Here is a 21,080-nt window from a genome sequence, read left to right as displayed (position 1 = left end):
GGTCCCCGGGGCCTTCCGAAGGCCGTGGGGAGCTGCCGCGGGCGCGGGCCGGTGTCCTCCGGATCGGAGCCGCGCGGATCAGCGTCCCCGGGTCGGTGTCCCCGGATCGGGGTCCCCGGATCAGCGGACGGTCGCTCCCGGCGCGGGCGAGGAGGCCGCCCGTGCCGTACGGCAGGTGCCGGAGGCTTCCAGCGCGGCGGCCACGGAGACGGCCGATTCCCCGTCCTTCACCAGGAACGCGGTCGTCGGACCGGAACCGGAGACGATTCCGGCGAGGGCGCCCGCCGCCAGGCCCGCGTCGAGCGTCGCGCGCAGGGCCGGGCGGAGTGAGAGCGCGGCGGGCTGGAGGTCGTTGGCGAGTACGGCGGCCAGCGCGGGTGCGTCGCCCGAGCGCAGGGCGGCGAGGAGGGCCGGGGACGCCTCGGGGGCGGGGACGTCCGTCCCGGCGGTGAGCCGGTCGAACTCGCCGTAGACCGCCGGGGTCGACAGTCCGCCGTCGGCGAGGGCGAACACCCAGTGGAAGGTGCCGCCGGTGTCGAGCGGGGTGAGCCGTTCGCCGCGCCCGGTGCCGAGCGCGGCCCCCCCGACCAGGCTGAAGGGGACGTCGGAGCCGAGTTCGGCGCAGATGTCGAGGAGTTCGGCGCGGGAGGAGTCCAGACCCCACAGGGCGTCGCAGGCGAGCAGGGCGCCCGCGCCGTCGGCGCTGCCGCCCGCCATACCGCCCGCGACGGGGATGTCCTTGGCGATATGGAGATGGACGGCGGGCTCGATGCCGTGGCGGGCGGCGAGCAGCAGGGCGGCGCGGGCGGCGAGGTTGGTGCGGTCCAGGGGCACCTGGTCGGCGCCGGGGCCCTCGCAGGTGACGGTGAGGGTGCCGGCGGGGCGCGCGGTGACCTCGTCGAAGAGGGAGACGGCGAGGAAGACGTTGGCCAGGTCGTGGAAGCCGTCCGGGCGGGCGGCGCCGACGGCGAGCCGGACGTTGACCTTCGCGGGGACGCGGACGGTGACGGCCTCGGCGGCGGGGCTCATACGGTCACTCCGGCGGGCTTGGCCTCGGCGATCCGGGCGAACTCCTCGACCGTCAGGGCTTCGCCGCGGGCCTGCGGCGAGACGCCCGCCGCGACCAGGGCCCGCTCGGCGAGCGCCGGGGAGCCGGCCCAGCCCGCGAGGGCGGCGCGCAGGGTCTTGCGGCGCTGCGCGAAGGCCGCGTCGACGACGGTGAAGACCTCGCGTTTGGTCGCGGTCGTCTTCGGGGGCTCCCGGCGGACCAGGGAGACGAGTCCGGAGTCGACGTTGGGCGCGGGCCAGAAGACGTTCCGGCCGATCGACCCGGCGCGCTTGACGTCGGCGTACCAGTTGGCCTTGACGGAGGGCACCCCGTACACCTTGTTCCCCGGATCGGCGGCGAGCCGGTCGGCCACCTCCGCCTGCACCATCACGAGGGTCCGCTCGATGGTCGGGAAGCGGTCGAGCATATGCAGCAGTACGGGTACGGCGACGTTGTACGGGAGGTTGGCGACGAGCGCGGTGGGCGGGGGCCCGGGCAGCTCGTCGACGAGCATGGCGTCGGAGTGCACCAGCGAGAAGCGGGGGGCCCGCTCCGGCATCCGGGCCAGGATCGTGGCCGGGAGAGCGGCGGCCAGGACGTCGTCGATCTCGACGGCGACGACCTGCTCGGCGGCCTCCAGCAGGGCGAGGGTGAGGGAGCCGAGCCCGGGGCCGACCTCGACGACGGTGTCGTCGGGCCGGACACCTGCGGTGCGGACGATCCGGCGGACGGTGTTCGCGTCGATGACGAAGTTCTGCCCGCGCTGCTTGGTGGGGCGCACACCGAGCGCGGCCGCCAGTTCGCGGATGTCGGCGGGCCCGAGGAGGGCGTCGGGGCTCCCGGCCGCCCCGGAGTCTCCGGAGGCGCCGGAATCGCCGATTCCGTCGGTGCTGTCGGGGGCGTCGGGCTCAGTGCTGCTCACCGCTACAGCCTAAGCCTCCACGGGGGCGGAGCCGTCCTGCCGGGGGGGGCGGGACGCCCTTCAGATCTTGACCACACGGACGCCGGGGCCGCACAGGGCCGACAGGTCCTCGGGGTCGGAGGTGAGAATCACCACCGGACGAGACGCCGCAAGCGCCGTGGCGGCAACGATCGCATCGAGCGCGTACTTGTGGCCGTGCAGCCCCGCGGCGGCGAGCAGCTTGCTTGCGTGGCGAGCAACGGCCTCACTCGGCGGAACGATGCTCACCAGGGAAACGGCGTAGTCGAAACGCGCCTGCGGAATCCTGGGGTCGCGGGCTTCGACGAGGGTGACCGAACTGGTCACGACGCGCCAATCCTTGACTTGGGCGACGGTCAGCCATTCCGTGAGCTCCGGAGTGCGCCGAATGAGCTTGGACAGGCCCTCGCAGTCCAGGACGAGCGTCCCGCTCATGCGGCTTCCGTTGAGTCCGCCGCATCATCACGGAGCATGGCCAGTTTGGCCGCCACAGCAGCCTGGTCGACCGGCCCATGCACCGCCTCGGCGTCTTCGATGAGTTCGCGAAGCCGTTCACGTTCCAGTTGACGCTGGACCAGGGCCTCGACATAGGCGGACATGCCCCGCCTGCCGGTTCGGGCCTTGAGCGCGGCGATGGTGCCTTCATGAAGCGAGACCGAGACGGGCCGGATGGGCCCTTCACCGGGATTCGGAGGGGTATCCATGGCTCCAGTTTAACAAAATCCTTAGCAATATGAGGGCGGAAGCCCATTCCCTACAACCGGCGGCCGCAGTGCGGCCAGGGGGCCGCGCCGCGCTGGACGTAGAGCTTCTTCGCGCGGAAGGTCTGCTCCGACGCCGGGGCGTCCTGGGGGCGGCCGCGGCCGCCCAGGGAGTGCCAGGTGAAGGGGTCGAACTGGTAGAGGCCGCCGTAGGTGCCCGAGGGGTCGACCGCGTTCGGGCGGCCGCCGGATTCGCAGTGGGCGAGGGCGGCCCAGTTCAGACCGTCGGTGCCCGCGACCGACCGGGGCAGGGGGCGGGTGCCGTAGCGGATGCGCTGGGTGACCGGGCGGCGTACCAGCTCCTCCGCGACCTTCCGCGGCTGCTCCCGGACGCCGTTCACCGTCCGCAGCGCGTACGTCACCCTGCGGGTGCCCGGCCGGCCCTGCTGGACGACGGTCTCGGTGCCCGCGAAGGCCCGGGGGTCGGCCGTGCGCACGGTGTCGTAGGGGACGGGCTCCTCCCGTACCTGCCGCGAGCCGGTGATCCGCAGCACGGTGATCGTCTGGCCGTCCCGGGGGAAGGCGTCCAGCGGTACGGACGCGGTGTCCTCGCCGTCGAGCGCGATACCCGCCTCCGCGAGGGCCTGGGCGACCGTCGCTGCGTTCGTCCGCAGGGTGCGGGCGCGGCCGTCGGCGAGGACGGTCACCGCGCGCTCCGTACGGACGTCGAGGGCGAGTCCGGCCCGGGTGATCCCGGCGGAGCGGGACGCCGACAGATAGGCGCCCTCCGCGCGGACACCGAGCTGCCGCAGCGCCTCCTCCACGGTCTCCGCGGTGGTCCAGATCGTGCGGCGGCTGCCGTCGAGGGTGAGGGCGATCGGCCGCCCGTACCGGACGACGACCTCGTCACCGCTGGCCAGCACGGCCGACGGGCCGGGCGCGACGATGTCGTGCCCGCCGACGGCCACCCCCTCGGCTTCGAGCAGCTCCCCGACGTCGTCGGCGAAGGTGTGCAGGGTGCGCGGTACGCCGTCGACCGTGAGGCGGACGGCCTTGTCGCTGACGAGGAAGGCGGAGGTGCCGCCCGCGAGGAAGACGACGACGAGGGCCTGCGGAAGCAGCTTCCGCAGCAGCTCGGTCCGGGCGGGGCGGGCCCCCGCGGGCCGCCGTCGCCGCCGCCCCCGGCCCGGGGCGGGGGCGGGGAGGTAGGTGGCGGGGGCGGGGAGGTAGGTGGCGGGGGCGGGCGCCGGTACGGCCCGGAACGCGTCCTGCTCCTGCTCCACGAGCCCGGGCCGGCCCGGCGCACCCGGGTCCGCGGGCGTACCCGCGCTCCCGTGGCCGGTCCGGGGCCGCGGCGGGCGGCCGCCGTTGCCCGTGTCCGCCGCCACCGCATAGGCCCAGGTGCCGGGGAGCGGTTCCGGGCCGCCGGACGCGTCCCGGCCCGCCGTCCCGCTCCCGTACCGCCCGGTGCTCGCGCTGGTCTCTTCGCTCACGACGCGCTCCGTCCGACGCCCGCTCTGTGGTGCGCCGGGACGCTAGCCGAGCCGCGATGACTCTCCAAAGCCATTCGGTCACAGTCTGTGGCGAGTCGTTCGCGCGCCGGCCCCGTACGGGCTACGGAGCGTTACCTCGCCGTGATCCTTCAGTAGCCGAAGGCCTCCGCGGTATTGGCCGCCACCGCCGCTGCCAGCGTGTCCTCGTCGAGCCCCTTCACCGCGGCCATCGCCCGCAGCGTGACCGGAATGAGATACGGGGCGTTAGGCCGTCCGCGGTACGGCGCGGGCGTCAGGAACGGCGCGTCGGTCTCGACCAGGACCAGCTCGCGCGGGGCGGCGGCGAGTGCGTCGCGCAGCGGCTGGGCGTTCTTGAAGGTGACGTTCCCCGCGAAGGACATGTAGTAGCCCGCCGCCGCGCACACCTTCGCCATCTCGGCGTCGCCGGAGTAGCAGTGGAACACGGTGCGCTCGGGCGCGCCCTCCTCCGCCAGGACCCGCAGGACGTCCGCGTGGGCGTCCCGGTCGTGGATGACCAGCGCCTTGCCATGGCGTTTGGCGATCTCGATATGGGCGCGGAAGGACCGCTCCTGGGCGGCGATGCCGTCCTCGCCGGTACGGAAGTAGTCGAGGCCGGTCTCACCGACCGCCAGCACCTGCGGCAGGGCTGCGAGCGCGTCGATCTCGGCGAGGGCGGCGTCGAGTGCGGCGTCCCCGCCGGGGGGCCGTACCGTCTGGCGCGGGCCGCCGTTCCCGGGGTCGCCGAGGACGATCCGGGGGGCTTCGTTCGGGTGGAGGGCGACGGCCGCGTGGACGGCGTCGTGCGCGGCGGCGGTACGGGCGGCCCAGCGGGAGCCCTCGATATCGCAGCCGACCTGGACGACGGTGGTCACGCCCACGGCCGCCGCCCGGGCCAGTGCCTCCTCGACGGTGCCCTCCTGCATATCGAGGTGGGTGTGCGAATCGGCGACGGGGACCCGGAGGGGCTCGGGCAGCGGCGGCGGGGCGGACTTCGAACTCATGGACGCGATCCTACGGACCGGGCGACCCGGTGATCCGGCCGTCCCGCCGTCCCGCCCGGGATGTGGAGCGGGACACGGCGGGCGTTGTACCGGACCGGGGCGGGCCGCCGGGGGCACCCGGCACAGGGCGGGGCCACCGGGTGGTTCACCACCCGGTGGCCCCGCCCTGTGGGGCCCCTGCCGGGGCGGCCCGGACTCCGGACGGCGGACGGAGCCGAGCCCCTGGACCCGGCCCGGAGCCGGACCCGGTCAGCGCCTCGGGGAACGTCCTGCCGCGACCCCGGCGCTCCGGGCGGGCGGACCCGGCCCCCGCGGCAGCCCCGCGACGGTGATGCGGCGGGTCAGCGGTTGCGGTGGCGGAACGGGTGGAGCAGATCCGACAGGTGCCAGTGGTGGGATTCCCGGTGCGGTGGGTCCGGCTGCGGCGGGAGGGCGGCCGGGTCCGTCACCGGCTCCAGGCGGTAGTCCGTCGCGCCGATCGGCCCGGCGATCGGTACCGTCCGCTCCTCGACGACCCGGCCGGAACGGCCCGCTCCGGCGGCCCGGCCCAGCACGGACGACACCTGCCCCGCGCGCATGATCCTGACGACGTGCCCCCCGCAATTGGCACACGTGGGGCTCGACAGCGGGGACGGCACCCGGACACCGTCGGCCCGGTAGACCACGTACGCCCGCCCCTCCGCGTCGAGGTGGTGTTCGATCTCGTACGCCTGTTCCCAGCCGTGTCCGCAGCGCATGCACGCGAAGGCGTATGCCTCGTGGACCCTGGCCGCGCCGGTGATCTCACTCATGCCAGCTCCTCTCCACTGATCCAGTGGACGCCCATTCCGGCGGGAGCGCATCAGAGCCTGTCGAAAGATGGTGCGGACTTGGGACTTCCCATGCCGGGGAGCCCCCGGACGCGGTCCCCGCTTTGCCCTTCCAGGTTAGTCCTTTACCGATCCCGGATCCCGGCCCTCGCCAGTCCTTCACCGACCCCGGATCCGCGCCCTCCGGGCGCTGCGGGGACCGGTCAGCGGTTCTCGTTCTTCGCCGCCACCACCGCGTCGAACACCTCGCGCTTGGGCAGCCCGGCCTCGGCGGCGACCGCCGCGATGGCCTCCTTGCGCCGCTCCCCCGCGTCCTCCCTGGTCCGCACCCGGGCGACCAGTTCGGCGGGGGTGAGGTCGCCGGGCCCGGGGGCCGGGGCGCCCTCGACGACGACCGTGATCTCACCGCGTACACCGTCCGCGGCCCAGGCCGCAAGATCGGCCAGACCGCCGCGCTTGATCTCCTCGTACGTCTTGGTCAGCTCCCGGCAGACCGCGGCGCGCCGGTCGGCGCCGAAGACCTCGGCCATCGCGGCGAGGGTCTCCTCGATACGGTGGGTGGCCTCGAAGTAGACGAGGGTCCGGCGCTCCTGCTCGTTCTCGCGGAGCCTGGCCAGCCGCTCGCCGGCCTTCCGCGGCAGGAAGCCCTCGAAGCAGAAGCGGTCGACCGGCAGCCCGGAGAGTGCCAGCGCGGTCAGCACGGCGGACGGGCCGGGGACCGCGGTCACCCGGATGTCCGCCTCGACGGCGGCGGCGACGAGCCGGTAGCCCGGGTCGGATACCGACGGCATGCCCGCGTCGGTGACCAGCAGCACCCGCGCGCCGCCCGCCAGCGCCTCCACCAGCTCGGGGGTGCGGGCGGCCTCATTGCCCTCGAAGTAGGAGACGACCCGGCCCATGGGCTGGGCGTCGAGGGTCTGGGTGAGCCGCCGCAGCCGCCGGGTGTCCTCGGCGGCGACGATGTCCGCGGTACGCAGCTCGGCGGCGAGGCGGGGCGGGGCGTCGCCCGGGTCGCCGATGGGCGTCCCGGCGAGGACGAGGGTTCCGGCAGTCGTTCCGGTGGCCGGTCCGGCGTTCTGAGTCACCCGTTCATTGTCCCGTGCGGTGGCGGGGGCACGGCCACAGGGGATGTCCCTACGATGGCGCGGTGACCAGTACCGCGCCATCGCCCCTGAAGCGCGGGGCCGACGACCCGCCGCCCCCCGCCGCCTGGCCCGCGCGTCTGCGGCGCTTCGGATACACCCCGCGGACGGTGATCGGGCTGCGGGAGCGGCTCGTACCGCCGTACGCCCGGCCGTCCGAGAGGATCTGGCCGGTACTCGGCATCCCCCCGCACCGTGTCGAACCGCTGCTGCGGATCTCGGCCTGGGCGGGCCCGCTGCTGGTCGCCCTGTTCGCCGGGGTGATCCGGTTCTGGAACCTGGGCACACCGCATGCGGTGATATTCGACGAGACGTACTACGCCAAGGACTCGTGGGCGCTGGTCAACCAGGGGTACGAGGGCAACTGGCCCAAGGACGTCGACAAGCAGATCCTCCAGGACCCGTCGTCCGTGGCGATTCCGGCCGATGCCGGGTACGTGGTCCACCCGCCGGTCGGCAAATGGGTCATCGGCCTGGGCGAGAAGCTGTTCGGTTTCGAGCCGTTCGGCTGGCGTTTCATGGTGGCGCTGCTCGGCACGCTCTCGGTGCTGATGATCTGCCGGATCGGCCGGCGGCTGTTCCGCTCGACCTTCCTCGGCTGTGTGGCGGGCCTGCTGCTGGCGGTGGACGGGCTGCACTTCGTGATGAGCCGTACCGCCCTGCTCGACCTGGTGCTGATGTTCTTCGTCGTCGCGGCCTTCGGCTGTCTGCTGATCGACCGGGACCGGGCCAGAGCCCGGCTGGCGGGGGCACTGCCGGTGGACGCGGACGGATTGCTGCGGCCGGACGCGACGGTCGCGGAGCGGCTGCGGATCGGCTCACGGCCCTGGCGGATCGCGGCGGGCGTGATGCTGGGCCTGGCCGCCGGGACCAAGTGGAACGGTCTGTACATCCTGGCCGCCTTCGGTCTGCTGACCGTCCTGTGGGATGTGGGCGCGCGCCGTACGGCGGGCGCGGTGCGGCCGTACGCGGCGGTGGCGCGACGGGATCTGGTGCCCGCCTTCGTGGCGACGGTGCCGGTCGCGGTGGTGACGTACATCGCCACCTGGTCCGGGTGGATCCTCACCTACCGGGGGCATCTGCGGAACTGGGCGGCGACGGGACCGGGCCGGGAGACCGCCTGGCCGTTCCTCCCGGACTGGCTGCGCAGCCTGTGGCACTACGAGTCCGAGGTGTACGAGTTCCATGTGAACCTGACCTCGGGCCATACGTACCAGTCCAATCCCTGGAGCTGGATCGTGATGGGCCGCCCGGTCTCGTACTACTACAAGGACCCGAAACCGGGCACCGGCGGCTGTCCGGCCGAGACCAGCGGCAACTGCGCCTCCGAGGTGCTGGCGCTCGGCACCCCGCTGCTGTGGTGGGCCGGGTGCGCGGCGATCGTCTATGTGCTGTGGCGGTGGCTGTTCCGGCGCGACTGGCGGGCGGGCGCGATCGCCTGCGCGATCGCCGCGGGCTGGGTGCCGTGGTTCTTCTACCAGGAGCGGACGATCTTCGTCTTCTACGCGGTGGTCTTCGTACCGTTCCTCTGTCTGGCGGTGGCGATGCTGATCGGGGCGATTCTGGGGCCGCGGGGGGCGACCGAGTCCCGGCGGGCGGTGGGCGCGATCGGCGCGGGCGTCCTCGTCCTGCTGATCATCTGGAACTTCATCTACTTCCACCCCCTGTACACGGGTGCGGTGATCCCGATGAGCGAATGGCAGGACCGGATGTGGCTGGACACCTGGGTGTAGGCCGGATCGGGCCGGGGGCGGAGGGTGTGCGTATCACCGCCGGCCTGCGTGATGCTTGGTCCCGGTCCCGTAACAGAACGGTAGTTCGGCTTCCGTTCCGGCCTAGGGTCTGAGGGCGTCCGGCGACGGCGGAAGCCCGCCGGGGGCGTACAAACGTGGAACTCAACGGGGAATCGGGGAGGGCGCGGAGCATGCGCAGCGGAGCGAAGGCCGCCGTCGTCGGCGGGGTGTTTCTCGTCGTGGCCGGAGGGGTCGCATACGGGGGCTGGAACCTCTACGAAGGGGTCAGCGGCGGCGGGACGGAGAGCGCCGAGAAGACCGGGCCGCCGAGTCCGGAGGAGATCGACGAGACGGCCCGGGACTTCCTCGCCGCCTGGGCCAAGGGCGACGCGGAGACCGCGGCCGGGCTCACCGACAACACGGCGGAGGCACGGGCGCTGATATCCGGCTTCCGCACGGATGCGAAGGTGTCGGCCGCCGAGATCGTTCCGGGTCCGGCCGTGGGCGCCGCGGTGCCGTACACGGTGCAGGCGACGGTGGTGCACGAAGGCGTGAGCAAACCGCTGACGTACCGGTCGCAGCTGACGGTGGTCCGCGGACAGACCTCGGGCCGGGCGCTGGTGAACTGGCAGCCGACCGTCGTCCATCCGCAGCTGACGAAGGGCGCGAAGCTCACCACGGGCCCGGCGTCCGCCCCGCCGATCACGGCGGTGGACCGCAACGGCCGGGAGCTGTCGAAGGAGGCGTACCCGTCGCTGGCGGCGGTCGTCGACGGGCTGCGGAAGCGGTTCGGCGAGGCCACGGACGGCAAACCGGGCGTGGAGCTGATGGTGGAGTCCGCGAGTGAGAGCGTGCCGGACCGGACGCTGCTGGTGCTCGCCCCGGGGAAGCCGGGGAAGCTGAAGACCACGATCGACGCCCGGGTGCAGGCCGCGGCGGAGAAGGCGGTGAAGGGCTACGGGCAGGCGTCGGTGGCGGCGGTCCAGCCCAGTACGGGCGAGATCCTGGCGATCGCCAACTCGCCCGCGGGCGGCTTCAACACGGCGCTGATGGGTGCGCAGGCCCCCGGCTCGACGATGAAGATCGTGTCGGCGGCGATGATGCTGGAACACGGTTTGGTGACCGGCGCGGACAGCAAGGTGGAGTGTCCGAAGACCGTGCAGTGGGACGGCCGGACCTTCGAGAACCTGAAGCAGTTCGAGGTGCCGGACGCGACCTTCCGGCAGGCGTTCGCCCGCTCCTGCAACACCACCTTCATCAAGGCGATCAAACCGCTGACGGAGAAGGGGGTCGCGGGTTCGGCCCTGGGCGATACGGCCCGGAAGTACTTCGGCATCGGGCTGGACTGGAAGACGGGCGTGTCGACCCACGACGGCAAGGTGCCCGATTCGTCGGGTACGGAGACCGCCGCCTCGTACATCGGCCAGGGGAAGATCACGATGAACGCGCTGAACATGGCGTCCGTGTCGGCGACGGTGAAGAACGGCGCCTTCAAGCAGCCCACGCTGGTGCCTCGGTCGGTGAACGGCGCCGACTTCGCGACGGCGCAGCCGCTGCCTCCGGCGATGGCGGACACGCTGCGGTCGCTGATGCGGGCGGACGCGGGCGGCGGATCCGGCACGCAGGCGATGGCGCCGGTCGGCGGCGACAAGGGGTCGAAGACCGGTTCGGCGGAGGTCGGCGACCAGGCGAAGAGCAACTCGTGGTTCACCGGGTTCGCCGGGGATGTGTCGGCGGCGGCCGTCGTGCAGGCGGGCGGCCGGGGCGGGGTGGCCGCGGGGCCGGTGGTGGCGAGCGTGCTGAACGCGCGCTGAGCGGGTCCGGGGCCGGTGGTACGGGGCGGGGGCGGCCGGCTGCGGTTCCTCAGGGGGGCGGGTCTCCCTGTGGGTACGGCAGGGTGCGGCGGCCGTACGGCGTCCGCCGACCGCCCCGGTCCGGGGCGATTCGGGTCGCCCCCGCCGTCCGGGCGGCAGTAACGTGCCCGGCCATGAGTACTCATGACAGCACCGTGTCCGATGCCCATCCCCGTTTCGCCGCCGCTCTGCAGGAGTTGGGGCTCGACGTTCCGGTACGCCGTTTCCCGGCCGCGACCCGGACCGCCGCCGAGGCCGCTGCCGCCATCGGCTGCGACCCCGGTGAGATCGTCAAGTCGCTGATCTTCGCGGCGGACGGGGAGCCGGTGCTGGTGCTGATGGACGGGGCGTCCCGGGTGGATGTCGAGCGGGTACGGGCGGAGCTGGGGGCCGGGGCCGTCACCCGCGCCGACGCCGATCTCGTCCGGGCGACGACGGGGTACGCGATCGGCGGGGTGCCCCCCTTCGGGCATCTGACCCGGACCCGGGTGCTGGCGGACCGCGGACTGCTCGCCCACGATGTGGTGTGGGCGGCGGCCGGAACCCCGCATACGGTCTTCCCGCTGGACCCCGCGTCGCTCGTCGAGCACGCGGGCGGCACGCTCGTCGATGTGCGGGAGCGCACGGAGTAACGACACCGTCCGCGGGTTCACAGGCTCCGCCGCGGGGCGCGTTCGCGGCGCTCCGCCGCGCTCGAACGCACGATCCGGCCCGGCCGGCCGGACAGGCCGTGCGTTCGAGCGCGGCTCGTACCGCCCGTACGCTTCAGGCCAGTTGACGTACGCTCCACGGCGTGCCCGCCCCGGCGCCACAACAATGTGCGCATGCCTGATGACTGGAAGCGACGGATCGACCGGCTGCACGAGAATCTGGTGAAACTCGACGACCCGGCGGCCTGGGTGACCGAGGCCGACGCCGTCGAGGCCTCGTACCGCTACCCCGATCTTCTGGTGCGCGGGCCGGTGTTCGGACTCGCCGCGCAGAACACCGGCGGGCCCGGCGCGCCCCCGGGGACCGCGGCGCACCCCTGGCGCGACGGCGGCGAGAACGGCACCTGGCGGCTGCTGCGTCCGGTGGCCAGCGGCACCCCGCAGGAGGCGCGGGACAGCCTCAACTCCTTCCTGTGGTTCCGGGCCAAGGACGAGACCGGCGATCCACGGGTGCGCCGCCGGCTCCTCGACGCGGTCGGCGTCCTGGAGAACGAACCGGTGAACGAGGTCGAGGTGCTCGGCTGCCGCTACCGGGTGGTCCGCGCCGACGGGTTCGCCCGCCGCGGCGAGGAAGGCATCGAGCCGCCGCGCCCCACCGACCCCGACCCGGGCAACGACGTGTGGGAGGGCGGCCGCCGCCGCCGGTGGCCCGAAGTCGGCCTCGTCATCGACCCCGACCGGGAGGAGGGGCTGATGGCGGGGGCGATGAAACTGGGCCTGCGGTCCTTCACGTACAGCGGCACCCTCTACCCCGACCAGGTGCGCAGGGACTCGGAACTCGCCGTCGAGCATTACCCCGAAATCGCCCTGCTGCCCGTCGGTTTCAGCCTGGCCGAGCTGGCGGACGGCCGGTGGACGCCCCGGGGCGCGCTGCTGCCGTCGCCGCACGACGCCCGGCGGGCCCTCTTCGACGGGATGAACGAGTTCTGGCCCGTGATGTACCGCTTCGACGCGGCCGACCGGGCGGCGCACGCCCTGGCGGCGGCGGAGTTCAGGGCGGCGGGGCGGGCGGACGAGGCACAGGTCGGGGACACCCTCTACCGGGTCTGCCGGATCGAACGCGCGATCCGCTGCGGCCCGGACGGCCCCGAGACCCCGCGCGCCTCCGACCTCGACAGCTGGGGCCCGATGAAACTGCATCCGACGATGGACGACGACGGGACGCTGCACTACGAGGAGGAGTGAGGGCCCGGCCCCGGCGAAGGCAGGGAGAAGGAGAGAATGCGGGGATGATCCGTAAGACGAGACTCGTCCACCGCGAGGCGGACGGCCGCCGCATCCCGGGCACTTGGCGCCATGCGTTCATCAACAACGGCGGCCGCTACTTCCTGACCGATCTGTTCGTCTACGCGGACGGCATCGTCGACGCGTGGGAGCCGGTCACCCTGGAGGAGTTCGAGCAGAAGCTGGCCTCCGGCCGGGTGGCGACGGAGCTGCCCGAGGGCGGCCGGGCCTCGGGACACGACCTGGCTGAGTGGACGTTCGGGACGCCCCGCACCTGGCATACCGCGGAGCAGCTGCTGGCCGAGGTCCGCGACACCGTCGAGGAGCTGAACGGCCGCCCGGACTCGACGGACCGCTGTCTGGCCGCGGTCGACCGGTTCATGGCCGACCGCACGGAGGCCAACCGGCTCGCGGTCCGGACGGCGTACTACGCGATCCCGGAGACCGTACGGCGCTACGCGCTCGGCGATATGGACCTCAAGGACTGGCCGCTGCGGATCCTGGCGGCGGGCGTCGGCGGCACGGACGAGATCGCGGAGGAGGAGGTCGGCCGGGAGGACTACGAGGAGGCGATCGCCTACTTCGCGGAGCGCGCGGGGTGGGGCCCGGGCGCCGGGCCCGCCGCCGACAAATGCCCGCCGTCGGTCCATATCCCGCACTGCTTCCCCGCGGCGTCGGACACTCCGGACAAGACCTCCCTGCGGAACGCGTACCCGGCGCCGATCACCTACGAGGGCACGGTCCATCCGACGGTCGTGCACGCCTACTGGGCGCTGTCCACCCCCGATCCGGCGGCACGCGCCGCGATCACGGCCGCGGACACCCCGTTCACCGCGAAACGCCTGGGCGGGGAGGCGGTACGCCACGGGGACTGGGAGCGGACCCGTACAGCGGTGCTGGGCAGGCTGCTGCTCGCGAAGTTCACCCAGCACCCGGAACTGGCGGCCGTACTGCTCGCGACCGGGACCGCGGCGATCCTCTACGACGATATGGACGACCCGTTCTGGGGCGACAACGGGGGCGGGGGCCGGAACTGGATGGGCCGGCTCCTGGAACTCACCCGCGCGGAACTGCCCGCCCCGGCCGGACCGGAGCCGGTACGGCGGGCACCGGCTGGTAGGTGAACGCCATCCGCTCGGCGAAACCGGGCTCGCGGCGGGCCCGGCAGGTGGTGCAGTACCAGCGCCACTGATCGGGCCGGTCGGGGGCGGCGGTCGTGGTGTCCTTCCACAGCCACGGCCGTGCGGGGCAGGTGGGGCACCTCGGGGGCTCAAGTCCGGCCATGGCGCGCAGCGTAGCCACGCCGGAGGGGCGGGGCGGGCGCCGTTGCCCCGTCCGGGTGAGGACCCATCCCCGGAAAATAAGTAAGGAAAGAGTAAAAACTGCTGGTACTGTCGAGGGTTAGGGCGTTTCTTTCCGATCCGGCCTGATTCGAAAGAGACGACCAGGCACCCGAACCCGCTCAAGGATCCCGCATGACCATGCCCACCCCTCCCGGCGACCAGAGCCCCACTCCCCCGGCGCCCCAGCCGTGGACCGGGGCGACCCCGCCGCCCTGGTCCCAGCACCCCGTCCCGCCGCGGCCGCCCGGCAACGGGATGGGCGTCGCGGCCCTGGTCCTCGGCATCATCGGGATCATCCTGGGCCTGGCCGTCTTCCTCTTCTGGCTGTCCTGGCTCCCGGCCCTGCTCGCGCTGGTCTTCGGCATCATCGGCGTGAGCCAGGCCCGCAAGGGGCCCGCGACCAACAAGGGCATGGCCCTGGGCGGCGTGATCATGGGCTCGATCGGTCTGCTGCTCTCCATCGCCGGCGGTCTGCTGACCGTGTTCGTCGTCGAGGAAGCGGACGACACCGCCGAGGACCGGATCCTGCAGATCGAGGCATCGGCCGAGGCCGAGGACCGCGAGGCGAAGAAGAAGGAGGCGGCGGCCGCCGCCGCCCGGAAGCTCTCGTTCGGCGAGCCCTTCCTCTTCGAAAACGGTCTGAAGGTCACGGTCCACAAGCCGAAGCCGTTCACCCCGGACTCGTTCGCCAACGGCCATGCGAAGGGCAACAAGGCGATCGAGGTGACGATCACCGTCGTCAACACCAACAAGGTGCGGCTCTCCGTCGATTCCGGCCTGCCCTACGTCTACGACGCCGAGGGCGCCGACGCCGAACTGGTCATCGACGGCAGCGGCCGCCAGAAGATCCTCAACGACTTCGTCCTCCCCGGCAAGCAGGCCGTGGGCCGCTACGCCTTCTCCCTCCCGCCCACGGCGGCGGGCACCGCCGAGGTCGAGTTCAACCCTTCGATGGCGGACCTGGACGGCGCCCGCTGGTCGGGCTCCCTCTGAACCTTCGGCCTCCGATCCCCCGGCCGCTGAACCTTCTGCCGCTGATTCTTCGGCCGCTGAGCGCCTCGGCGTCCCCTGGTGCCTCGCACCGGGGGACGCTGCGTTTTGCAGCCCGCGAGGCGGGGCCGGGCTCAGTCCAGGATGCGGCCCCCGTGGTAGCGCAGCTCGTACGCCTGTATCCCCGAGGCAGTCGTGATGTGCTCCACGCCCCGGAGTGGTAACCGACCGGTCCGACAAACGAGAGGCTAGCCTTCCACTTCCGCCATGATCTCGGCGAACATGCGGTTCACCGCCAGCAGTCCGCCGTCCACCCGCAGTACCGTCCCGGTGATCCACGACGCGTCCCGCGATGCCAGGAACGCCACCGCCGCCGCGATATCGTCCGGTTCACCGACCCGGCCCAGGGGGTAGGCGCGGCTGCCCAGGGCCGAGAGGACGGCCTCGCGGCCGTCCCAGTTCGCGGTGCGGATCGTGCCCGGGTTGATCTGGTTGACCCGGACGCCGCGCGGTGCGACATCGCCCGCCAGGGTCCGCGTCAGCGATGCCAGCCCCGCCTTGGCCGCGCTGTAGGCGTGGTTGCCGAAGTCCGCCTCGGCGTTGACGGAGCCGATGTTGACGATCGCGCCCCGGCCGTCCGCCTCCGCCAGGCGCGGCAGGGCGGCCCGTGCGCAGCGGACCGCGCCCATCAGGGTGATGTCGAGGTCGAGCCGCCAGGTGGTGTCTGGCTCGTCCTCGAAGGCGTCCATGTCCCGCGAACAGGCGAACGCATTGTTGACCAGGACGTCCAGCCGGCCGAAGGTGTCGACGGCGCGGGCGACCGCCGCTTCCGCCTGCGCCTGGTCGCCGACGTCGCACACCAGATGGGCCGCGCCCGGTACGTCCGCCGCCGTCTTCGCCACTGCCGGTCCGTCGATATCGGTGAGCAGGACGCGGGCGCCCTCGGCCGCCAGCCGGCGCGCGGTCGCCGCACCGATACCGCGGGCCGCACCCGTGATCAGGACCCCGTAACCCTCGAAGCGATTCATAGCGCCGAACGTACCGCCCTGACCAGCGCTTGGGCACGGGGATCCGCGGTGACTCCCTTGCGGAGCCCATTGGTGACATAGCCGAAGGCGATCCCCGAATCGGGGTCGGCGAAGCCGAGGGAGCCGCCGCGCCCGGGGTGCCCGAAGGAGCCCGGCCCCAGCAGGGGCGCCGCCGGGCCGTGGAGCATGAAGCCGAGTCCGTAGCGGGTGGGGACGACGAGGACCCGGTCCGGGCCCGCGGACTCCTCGGTACGGGCCAGGGTCAGCGTCGCGGGCGCGAACAGCCGGGGACCGCCGTCGACCGCGCCGATCGTCGACGCGTAGAAGCGGGCCAGCGCCCGGGCCGTGGAGATCCCGCCGGACGCGGGCAGTTCGGCGGCCCGGTACTCCGGGGCGTTCTCGTCCGGCAGCGGGGCGATCACCCCGAATGCCCGCCGGGTCAGCGAGTCCGGGTCCCGGTAGGCGTCCGCCACCGACCGTTTGGGCCGCAGCGCGAGCCCGCCGCTGCGCACCGGCGGCGGCTCCTCGACCGGTCCGATCCGCCCCACCCGGTGCGCCTCCTCCGCCGGGAGCCCCAGCCAGAAGTCCAGTCCGAGGGGGCGGGCTATCTCCTCGGCGACCCAGCGGCCGATGCTCCGGCCGGTGACCCGGGGGACGAGTTCGGCCAGCAGCCAGCCGTACGTCTGCGCGTGGTAGCCGTGGTCCGTGCCCGGCTGCCAGGCGGGGGCCTGTGCCGCGAGCGCCGCCGGGCCGCTGACCCCGTCGATCGCCTCGGCCGGGGTCAGCGGACGGTCCAGCGCGGGGAGCCCGGCCCGGTGGGAGAGGAGATGGCGGACGAGTACCCGCTCCTTGCCCGCCGCCTTGAACTCCGGCCAGTAGGTGCCGACCGGCGCGTCCAGATCGATCCGGCCGCGCTGGTGGAGCAGGAGGACGACGGCCGCGGCCACGCCCTTGGTGACCGAGCGGACGATCTGCGCGGTGTCGACCGCCCAGGGCGCCCCGGAGGAGAAGTCGGACGGGGATCCGGATGGAGATCCTTGCGGGGATCCGGGCGGGGATGCGGAAGGGGTCCCCGCTTCGGAGCCGCCCGCTCCCCCCGCTTCCGCCGGGCCCGGCCCGCCGTCGGCGTCCCGTGTCCCCGCCCACAGGTCGACCACCTTGTGCCCGTCCCGGTAGACCGCGACCGCCGCGCCCCGCTCCCCGCGCTGCTCGAAGTTGCGCACGAACGCTTCCCGCACCGGCTCGAAACCGTCCGCCACCGTGCCCCGTACATCCGTCATGGACCCGCCCCTCCGCGTCGCTGCGTCCGTCCTCCATGGTGCAACGTCAGCCCGCGGGCCGGACTTCCAGGTCAGTCGGGGCGGGCGGGGAGCGGGGCGACGGCCGCCGGATCGAAGCCGTACGGCAGCTCCAGCCGGTGCGCCCGCAGCAGCGCGCCGTCCGCCAGCAGTTCACGGGTCGGCCCGTCCGCCGCGATCACCCCGTCGCCGAGCACCACCGCCCGCGGGCACAGCTCCAGCGCGTACGGCAGATCGTGGGTGACCATCAGCACCGTGACGTCCAGCGACCGCAGCAGGTCGGCGAGTTCACGGCGGGATGCCGGGTCGAGGTTGGAGGAGGGTTCGTCGAGGACGAGGATCTCCGGCTCCATGACGAGGACGGTCGCCACCGCGACCCGCCGCCGCTGCCCGAAGGACAGATGGTGCGGCGGCCGTTCCGCGTGGGCGGCCATGCCGACGCGTTCCAGGGCGGCCGTGACCCGGCGCTCCAGTTCGGGTCCGCGCACCCCGGCGTTGGCCGGGCCGAAGGCGACGTCCTCCCGGACGGTCGGCATGAAGAGCTGGTCGTCGGGGTCCTGGAAGACGATGCCGACCCGGCGTCTGATCTCGGCGAGGCGGGCTCGTTCGACGGGCAGCCCGCCGACGGCGACCGTGCCCGCGCCGCCGCCGAGGATGCCGTTGAGATGGAGGACGAGGGTGGTCTTCCCGGCGCCGTTGGGGCCGAGGAGGGCGACGCGTTCGCCGCGGCCGACCGTCAGGTCGACGCCGAAGAGCGCCTGGTGGCCGTCGGGATAGGCGTAGGCGAGTCCGGCGATGTGCAGCGAGGGCGGTACGGCGGTGGAGGTCACAGGGGGTTTCCTCCCAGGAGGCGGACGGCGAGCGCGGCGGCGGGCAGGGCCGCGGCGTAGGTCCACTGGGCCCGGGTCGCCGCGGTATCCGGGTGGAGTGCGGGCATCGTGCCCGTATAGCCCCTGCTCAGCATCGCGAGATGGACCCGCTCGCCGCGTTCGTAGGTACGGATGAAGAGCGCGCCCGCCGTTTTCGCGAGCACGCCCCAGTGCCGGGGGCCGCGCGCCTCGAAACCGCGCGAGCGGCGGGCGACCGCCATCCGCCGCAGATCGTCGGCGACCACATCGGCGTAACGGATCATGAAGGAGGCGATCTGGACGAGCAGCGAGGGCAGCCGGAGCCGCTCCAGGCCGAGGAGCAGGGCGTGGATCTCGGTGGTGGCGGCGAGCAGGACGGAGGCGGCGACGCCGAGGGTCGCCTTGGCGAGGAGGTTCCACGCGCCCCACAGCCCCGGTTCGCTCAGGGTCAGTCCGAGAACGGTGATGCGCTCCCCCGGCCCGGCGGGCACCGCGAACGGCAGCAGCAGCGCGAACACGACGAACGGCACCTCGACGAGCAGCCGGGTGAGTACGGTCGCGGGCGGGATGCGGGCGACTGCGGTGACGGCGGCCAGCAGGGCGGCGTACAGGGCGAAGGCCCAGACGGCCCGGCCGGGCGTCGTGACGACGACGAGGACGAAGCAGAGGACGGCGACGAGTTTGCAGTGCGGGGGCAGGGCGTGGACGGGGGAGCTACGGGGGACGTGAAGCCGGTGGGTGGGGCTGTGGCGGTGGCCCGCGCCCATGCCGGGGTCAGTCCCGTCCGGCCGGGGGCGCGGTCGACGGGCCCGGGGGTTCGAGGGGCACGGAGGGGTCGGGAGGCGTCGTTGCGGGCCGCGGGGTCCCGGTCGCGTCCGGGGTATCGGCCCTCGGGGACGGACCGGTCTGCCCGGTGGCTGCCCGTGCGGGCGCCGCGCCCCCGTCCGGGCGCTGCGCACCCGCCCGCGCGGAGCGGCGTGCCGACGCCGCCCGGAGCAGCAGGGTTCCCGCGGCGACCGTCGCGACGACGCCGATGACGCCCGCGAGCCCGCCCGACAGCCGGTCGTCCGCGATATCGGCGATGCTGTAGTCCGCGAGCGGCCAGTCCATGGTCGCGTGGTCGTCGGCGGAGTCCGCGAAGCCCTTGTCGATGGCGACCCGCTCCAGGCCGTCGGGGCTGGCGGAGGCGTAGAAGGAGACGAAACCGGCCAGCACGACGGCGACGGCGAGGCCCGTGAGCGCGACGGCCCGGGACGGGCGCCGCGGGGCGGGCCGGGGGGCGTCCGCGGCACGGGCGGCGGGCGGGGCGGGCAGGTCGGTGAGTCGCCCGCCGACCCGGAGCTTCAGCGGTACGGCCACCCGGTCCCGGGCCCCGTACACCAGGTCGGGCCGGACGGCGAGCACCGCACCGACGGTTGCCGTGGTGATCAGCGCCTCCCCGATGCCGATCAGCAGGTGTACGCCGGTCATGGCGGCCAGCACCGTACCGAACGGCACATCGGTGGTGCCGCCGATCCCGTACAGCAGGGTGAAGGCGACCGCGGACACCGGTACGGAGACCAGCGCGGCGACGAAGGTCGCGGCGGTGATCGCGCTCCGGCGGCGCGGCAGCACCGCGAGCAGCCCCCGGAACAGCCCGTATGCGACGACGACGGTGACGACCCCGATCAGGGTGATGTTCACGCCGAGCGCGGTGAGGCCGCCGTCGGCGAAGAGGACGCTCTGGAGCAGCAGGACGACGGCGAGGCAGAGCAGACCGGTGTACGGGCCGACGAGGATCGCCGCCAGCGCGCCGCCGAGGAGGTGTCCGCTGGTCCCGGCGGCGACCGGGAAGTTCAGCATCTGTACGGCGAAGACGAACGCGGCGACGAGTCCGGCGAGGGGCGCGGTGCGCTCGCCGCCGGGGTCGGCGCCCGCTCCGGGTGGGGCCGTCTCGCGGCGGGCCCCGCGCAGGCCGGCCGCGACGGCGACGACCGCCACGGCTCCGGCGGCGGCCGACACGGGTGCGTTGATGAAACCGTCGGGAACATGCATGGCGGGCTCCGGATCGGAAAGGCGACGGATGGAGCGGACGCGCGGACTGCGACGGGCAGCACTGATTGTGCTCTTCTGCGCATGGCTTGCAAGAGCGTCTCCTGCTCAAGAAAGGGCAAAGCGCGATCGAACCCTCAGCCAAAATATGGGACATTAGAGGACAAAGAAGACGTTGCGAGGAGCGAACGATGTCCGCCACCACCGTCGAAGATCACGTCTGGGGCCGGATCGTCACCGACGCTCCCCAGTACCGGCCGGTCCGGGTCTCCATGTCGTACGAGCCGGAGGGCGATCCGCGGGCGGTCCGGTTCGCCTTCCCGGGCGGCACCGGATGGACCTTCCCCCGGGAGGTCCTGGAGAGCGGGCTGCGGAAGCCGGTGCGCAGCGGCGATGTGGAGGTCTGGCCGTGCGGCCGGGCGCAGGCCGTCGTGGAGTTCCACTCGCCGGAGGGGGTGGCGGTGGTGCAGTTCGACTCGAACGTGCTGAACCGCTTCCTGCGGCACACGTACGCGGCAGCGGCGGTCGGCGGCAGCGGCGCGGGTACGCAGCCGGGCGCGGGGACCGCAGAGGCCGGCACGGCAGGCGCGGAGACGGAACCGGCGTAGGCCGGATGGTGCAGGTCGCGCCGGGCGGCGCGGGCGGTCCGGCCGGGCGGCGCGGGTCGCTTCCGCAGAGCGCCGCGGGTGCCCACCGGACCGGGTGGTCCACCCGAACGGCGTAACGTGACCGGCGGCGACCGGCGAAGCCTCCGGTCGGGGGGGCGGGGCCGGGGCCCGACCCCCCCCCCGCCCCGCGGGCCCGCGGGCCCCCGCCAAACAACCGCCCCCCGGGCCCCCCCCCCCCCCGGGGGGGGGGGCCCCCGCC

20 protein-coding genes are annotated in these 21,080 nt (G+C 73.5%); 7 read left to right on the top strand and 13 right to left on the bottom strand.

Going from position 1 to position 21,080, the window contains the following annotated elements:
• Positions 1–120: 120 nt before the first annotated feature.
• From ACIQ9E_RS24305 to rsmI, 8 genes are all read right to left on the bottom strand, one after another.
• A complete protein-coding gene (locus ACIQ9E_RS24305; protein WP_403710297.1) occupies positions 121–1,029 on the bottom strand; it encodes a 4-(cytidine 5'-diphospho)-2-C-methyl-D-erythritol kinase in 909 nt (302 codons plus the stop codon).
• Positions 1,026–1,928, bottom strand: a complete 903-nt coding sequence (gene rsmA, locus ACIQ9E_RS24300) for a 16S rRNA (adenine(1518)-N(6)/adenine(1519)-N(6))-dimethyltransferase RsmA (protein WP_403710609.1) — start codon at positions 1,926–1,928, stop codon at positions 1,026–1,028. Before rsmA ends, ACIQ9E_RS24305 begins: the two co-directional genes overlap by 4 nt.
• A 102-nt stretch (positions 1,929–2,030) precedes the next feature.
• The gene (locus ACIQ9E_RS24295) at positions 2,031–2,423 is read right to left on the bottom strand and encodes a type II toxin-antitoxin system VapC family toxin (RefSeq protein ID WP_403710295.1); all 393 of its coding nucleotides are present in this window, start codon (positions 2,421–2,423) and stop codon (positions 2,031–2,033) included.
• The gene (locus ACIQ9E_RS24290; protein WP_403710293.1) at positions 2,420–2,692 is read right to left on the bottom strand and encodes a hypothetical protein; all 273 of its coding nucleotides are present in this window, start codon (positions 2,690–2,692) and stop codon (positions 2,420–2,422) included. The genes ACIQ9E_RS24295 and ACIQ9E_RS24290 overlap by 4 nt, the downstream gene beginning before the upstream one ends.
• Positions 2,693–2,742: 50 nt before the next feature.
• Positions 2,743–4,182 carry a ubiquitin-like domain-containing protein gene (locus ACIQ9E_RS24285; protein ID WP_403710291.1) on the bottom strand — a complete coding sequence of 480 codons (1,440 nt, stop codon included), beginning with the start codon at positions 4,180–4,182 and terminating at the stop codon, positions 2,743–2,745.
• Between the two features lie 149 nt (positions 4,183–4,331).
• Positions 4,332–5,204, bottom strand: a complete 873-nt coding sequence (locus ACIQ9E_RS24280) for a TatD family hydrolase (RefSeq protein ID WP_403710289.1) — start codon at positions 5,202–5,204, stop codon at positions 4,332–4,334.
• A gap of 341 nt (positions 5,205–5,545) precedes the next feature.
• Positions 5,546–5,995 carry a hypothetical protein gene (locus ACIQ9E_RS24275; RefSeq protein ID WP_403710287.1) on the bottom strand — a complete coding sequence of 150 codons (450 nt, stop codon included), beginning with the start codon at positions 5,993–5,995 and terminating at the stop codon, positions 5,546–5,548.
• 221 nt (positions 5,996–6,216) lie between these two features.
• Complete coding sequence (rsmI, locus tag ACIQ9E_RS24270; RefSeq protein WP_403710285.1) at positions 6,217–7,098, bottom strand: 16S rRNA (cytidine(1402)-2'-O)-methyltransferase; 882 nt, start codon at positions 7,096–7,098, stop codon at positions 6,217–6,219.
• 62 nt (positions 7,099–7,160) lie between these two features.
• Here rsmI and ACIQ9E_RS24265 point away from each other — a divergent pair, with 62 nt between their 5' ends.
• From ACIQ9E_RS24265 to ACIQ9E_RS24240, 6 genes are all read left to right on the top strand, one after another.
• Positions 7,161–8,888 (top strand): dolichyl-phosphate-mannose--protein mannosyltransferase, encoded by a 1,728-nt coding sequence (locus ACIQ9E_RS24265; protein WP_403710283.1) that lies wholly within the window; start codon positions 7,161–7,163, stop codon positions 8,886–8,888.
• A 191-nt stretch (positions 8,889–9,079) separates the two neighbouring features.
• The gene (locus tag ACIQ9E_RS24260; RefSeq protein WP_403710281.1) at positions 9,080–10,702 is read left to right on the top strand and encodes a penicillin-binding transpeptidase domain-containing protein; all 1,623 of its coding nucleotides are present in this window, start codon (positions 9,080–9,082) and stop codon (positions 10,700–10,702) included.
• Between the two features lie 173 nt (positions 10,703–10,875).
• Positions 10,876–11,373, top strand: a complete 498-nt coding sequence (locus ACIQ9E_RS24255; protein WP_403710279.1) for a YbaK/EbsC family protein — start codon at positions 10,876–10,878, stop codon at positions 11,371–11,373.
• A 192-nt stretch (positions 11,374–11,565) separates the two neighbouring features.
• A complete protein-coding gene (locus tag ACIQ9E_RS24250; protein ID WP_403710277.1) occupies positions 11,566–12,636 on the top strand; it encodes a DUF5954 family protein in 1,071 nt (356 codons plus the stop codon).
• A 44-nt stretch (positions 12,637–12,680) separates the two neighbouring features.
• Positions 12,681–13,799: an NADAR family protein gene (locus ACIQ9E_RS24245; protein ID WP_403710276.1), complete on the top strand. Its 1,119-nt coding sequence runs from the start codon at positions 12,681–12,683 to the stop codon at positions 13,797–13,799.
• Between the two features lie 351 nt (positions 13,800–14,150).
• Complete coding sequence (locus ACIQ9E_RS24240; protein WP_403710274.1) at positions 14,151–15,011, top strand: DUF4190 domain-containing protein; 861 nt, start codon at positions 14,151–14,153, stop codon at positions 15,009–15,011.
• Between the two features lie 245 nt (positions 15,012–15,256).
• Here the strand turns inward: ACIQ9E_RS24240 and ACIQ9E_RS24235 are convergent, their stop codons facing one another.
• The 5 genes from ACIQ9E_RS24235 to ACIQ9E_RS24215 form a co-directional block, all read right to left on the bottom strand.
• Positions 15,257–16,036, bottom strand: a complete 780-nt coding sequence (locus ACIQ9E_RS24235; protein WP_403710273.1) for an SDR family NAD(P)-dependent oxidoreductase — start codon at positions 16,034–16,036, stop codon at positions 15,257–15,259.
• Positions 16,033–17,316, bottom strand: coding sequence for a serine hydrolase domain-containing protein (locus tag ACIQ9E_RS24230; protein WP_403710271.1), 1,284 nt, complete (start codon positions 17,314–17,316; stop codon positions 16,033–16,035). Before ACIQ9E_RS24230 ends, ACIQ9E_RS24235 begins: the two co-directional genes overlap by 4 nt.
• Before the next feature lie 71 nt (positions 17,317–17,387).
• On the bottom strand, positions 17,388–18,164 hold the full coding sequence (locus tag ACIQ9E_RS24225) for an energy-coupling factor ABC transporter ATP-binding protein (RefSeq protein ID WP_403710269.1): 777 nt from the start codon (positions 18,162–18,164) through the stop codon (positions 17,388–17,390).
• Complete coding sequence (gene cbiQ, locus ACIQ9E_RS24220; protein WP_403710267.1) at positions 18,161–18,949, bottom strand: cobalt ECF transporter T component CbiQ; 789 nt, start codon at positions 18,947–18,949, stop codon at positions 18,161–18,163. Before cbiQ ends, ACIQ9E_RS24225 begins: the two co-directional genes overlap by 4 nt.
• A gap of 7 nt (positions 18,950–18,956) precedes the next feature.
• Positions 18,957–20,216, bottom strand: a complete 1,260-nt coding sequence (locus ACIQ9E_RS24215; RefSeq protein WP_403710265.1) for an energy-coupling factor ABC transporter permease — start codon at positions 20,214–20,216, stop codon at positions 18,957–18,959.
• A 188-nt stretch (positions 20,217–20,404) separates the two neighbouring features.
• Between ACIQ9E_RS24215 and ACIQ9E_RS24210 the strand changes: the two genes are divergently transcribed.
• Positions 20,405–20,821, top strand: coding sequence for an SsgA family sporulation/cell division regulator (locus ACIQ9E_RS24210; protein ID WP_403710263.1), 417 nt, complete (start codon positions 20,405–20,407; stop codon positions 20,819–20,821).
• Positions 20,822–21,080 lie beyond the last annotated feature (259 nt).

The organism is Streptomyces sp. NPDC094448, assembly GCF_044763775.1.
Lineage (GTDB): Bacteria > Actinomycetota > Actinomycetes > Streptomycetales > Streptomycetaceae > Streptomyces.
The sequence above is the reverse complement of the archived record's forward strand: the minus strand, read 5'-3'. Positions and strand labels throughout refer to the sequence as shown.

Coding starts and splice junctions, on each gene's coding strand:
- ACIQ9E_RS24305 (WP_403710297.1), bottom strand. CDS start 1,029: ATGAGCCCCGCCGCCGAGGCCGTCACCGTCCGCGTCCCCGCGAAGGTC.
- ACIQ9E_RS24295 (WP_403710295.1), bottom strand. CDS start 2,423: ATGAGCGGGACGCTCGTCCTGGACTGCGAGGGCCTGTCCAAGCTCATT.
- ACIQ9E_RS24290 (WP_403710293.1), bottom strand. CDS start 2,692: ATGGATACCCCTCCGAATCCCGGTGAAGGGCCCATCCGGCCCGTCTCG.
- ACIQ9E_RS24280 (WP_403710289.1), bottom strand. CDS start 5,204: ATGAGTTCGAAGTCCGCCCCGCCGCCGCTGCCCGAGCCCCTCCGGGTC.
- ACIQ9E_RS24275 (WP_403710287.1), bottom strand. CDS start 5,995: ATGAGTGAGATCACCGGCGCGGCCAGGGTCCACGAGGCATACGCCTTC.
- ACIQ9E_RS24260 (WP_403710281.1), top strand. CDS start 9,080: ATGCGCAGCGGAGCGAAGGCCGCCGTCGTCGGCGGGGTGTTTCTCGTC.
- ACIQ9E_RS24255 (WP_403710279.1), top strand. CDS start 10,876: ATGAGTACTCATGACAGCACCGTGTCCGATGCCCATCCCCGTTTCGCC.
- ACIQ9E_RS24250 (WP_403710277.1), top strand. CDS start 11,566: ATGCCTGATGACTGGAAGCGACGGATCGACCGGCTGCACGAGAATCTG.
- ACIQ9E_RS24245 (WP_403710276.1), top strand. CDS start 12,681: ATGATCCGTAAGACGAGACTCGTCCACCGCGAGGCGGACGGCCGCCGC.
- ACIQ9E_RS24240 (WP_403710274.1), top strand. CDS start 14,151: ATGACCATGCCCACCCCTCCCGGCGACCAGAGCCCCACTCCCCCGGCG.
- ACIQ9E_RS24235 (WP_403710273.1), bottom strand. CDS start 16,036: ATGAATCGCTTCGAGGGTTACGGGGTCCTGATCACGGGTGCGGCCCGC.
- ACIQ9E_RS24230 (WP_403710271.1), bottom strand. CDS start 17,316: ATGACGGATGTACGGGGCACGGTGGCGGACGGTTTCGAGCCGGTGCGG.
- cbiQ (WP_403710267.1), bottom strand. CDS start 18,949: ATGGGCGCGGGCCACCGCCACAGCCCCACCCACCGGCTTCACGTCCCC.
- ACIQ9E_RS24215 (WP_403710265.1), bottom strand. CDS start 20,216: ATGCATGTTCCCGACGGTTTCATCAACGCACCCGTGTCGGCCGCCGCC.
- ACIQ9E_RS24210 (WP_403710263.1), top strand. CDS start 20,405: ATGTCCGCCACCACCGTCGAAGATCACGTCTGGGGCCGGATCGTCACC.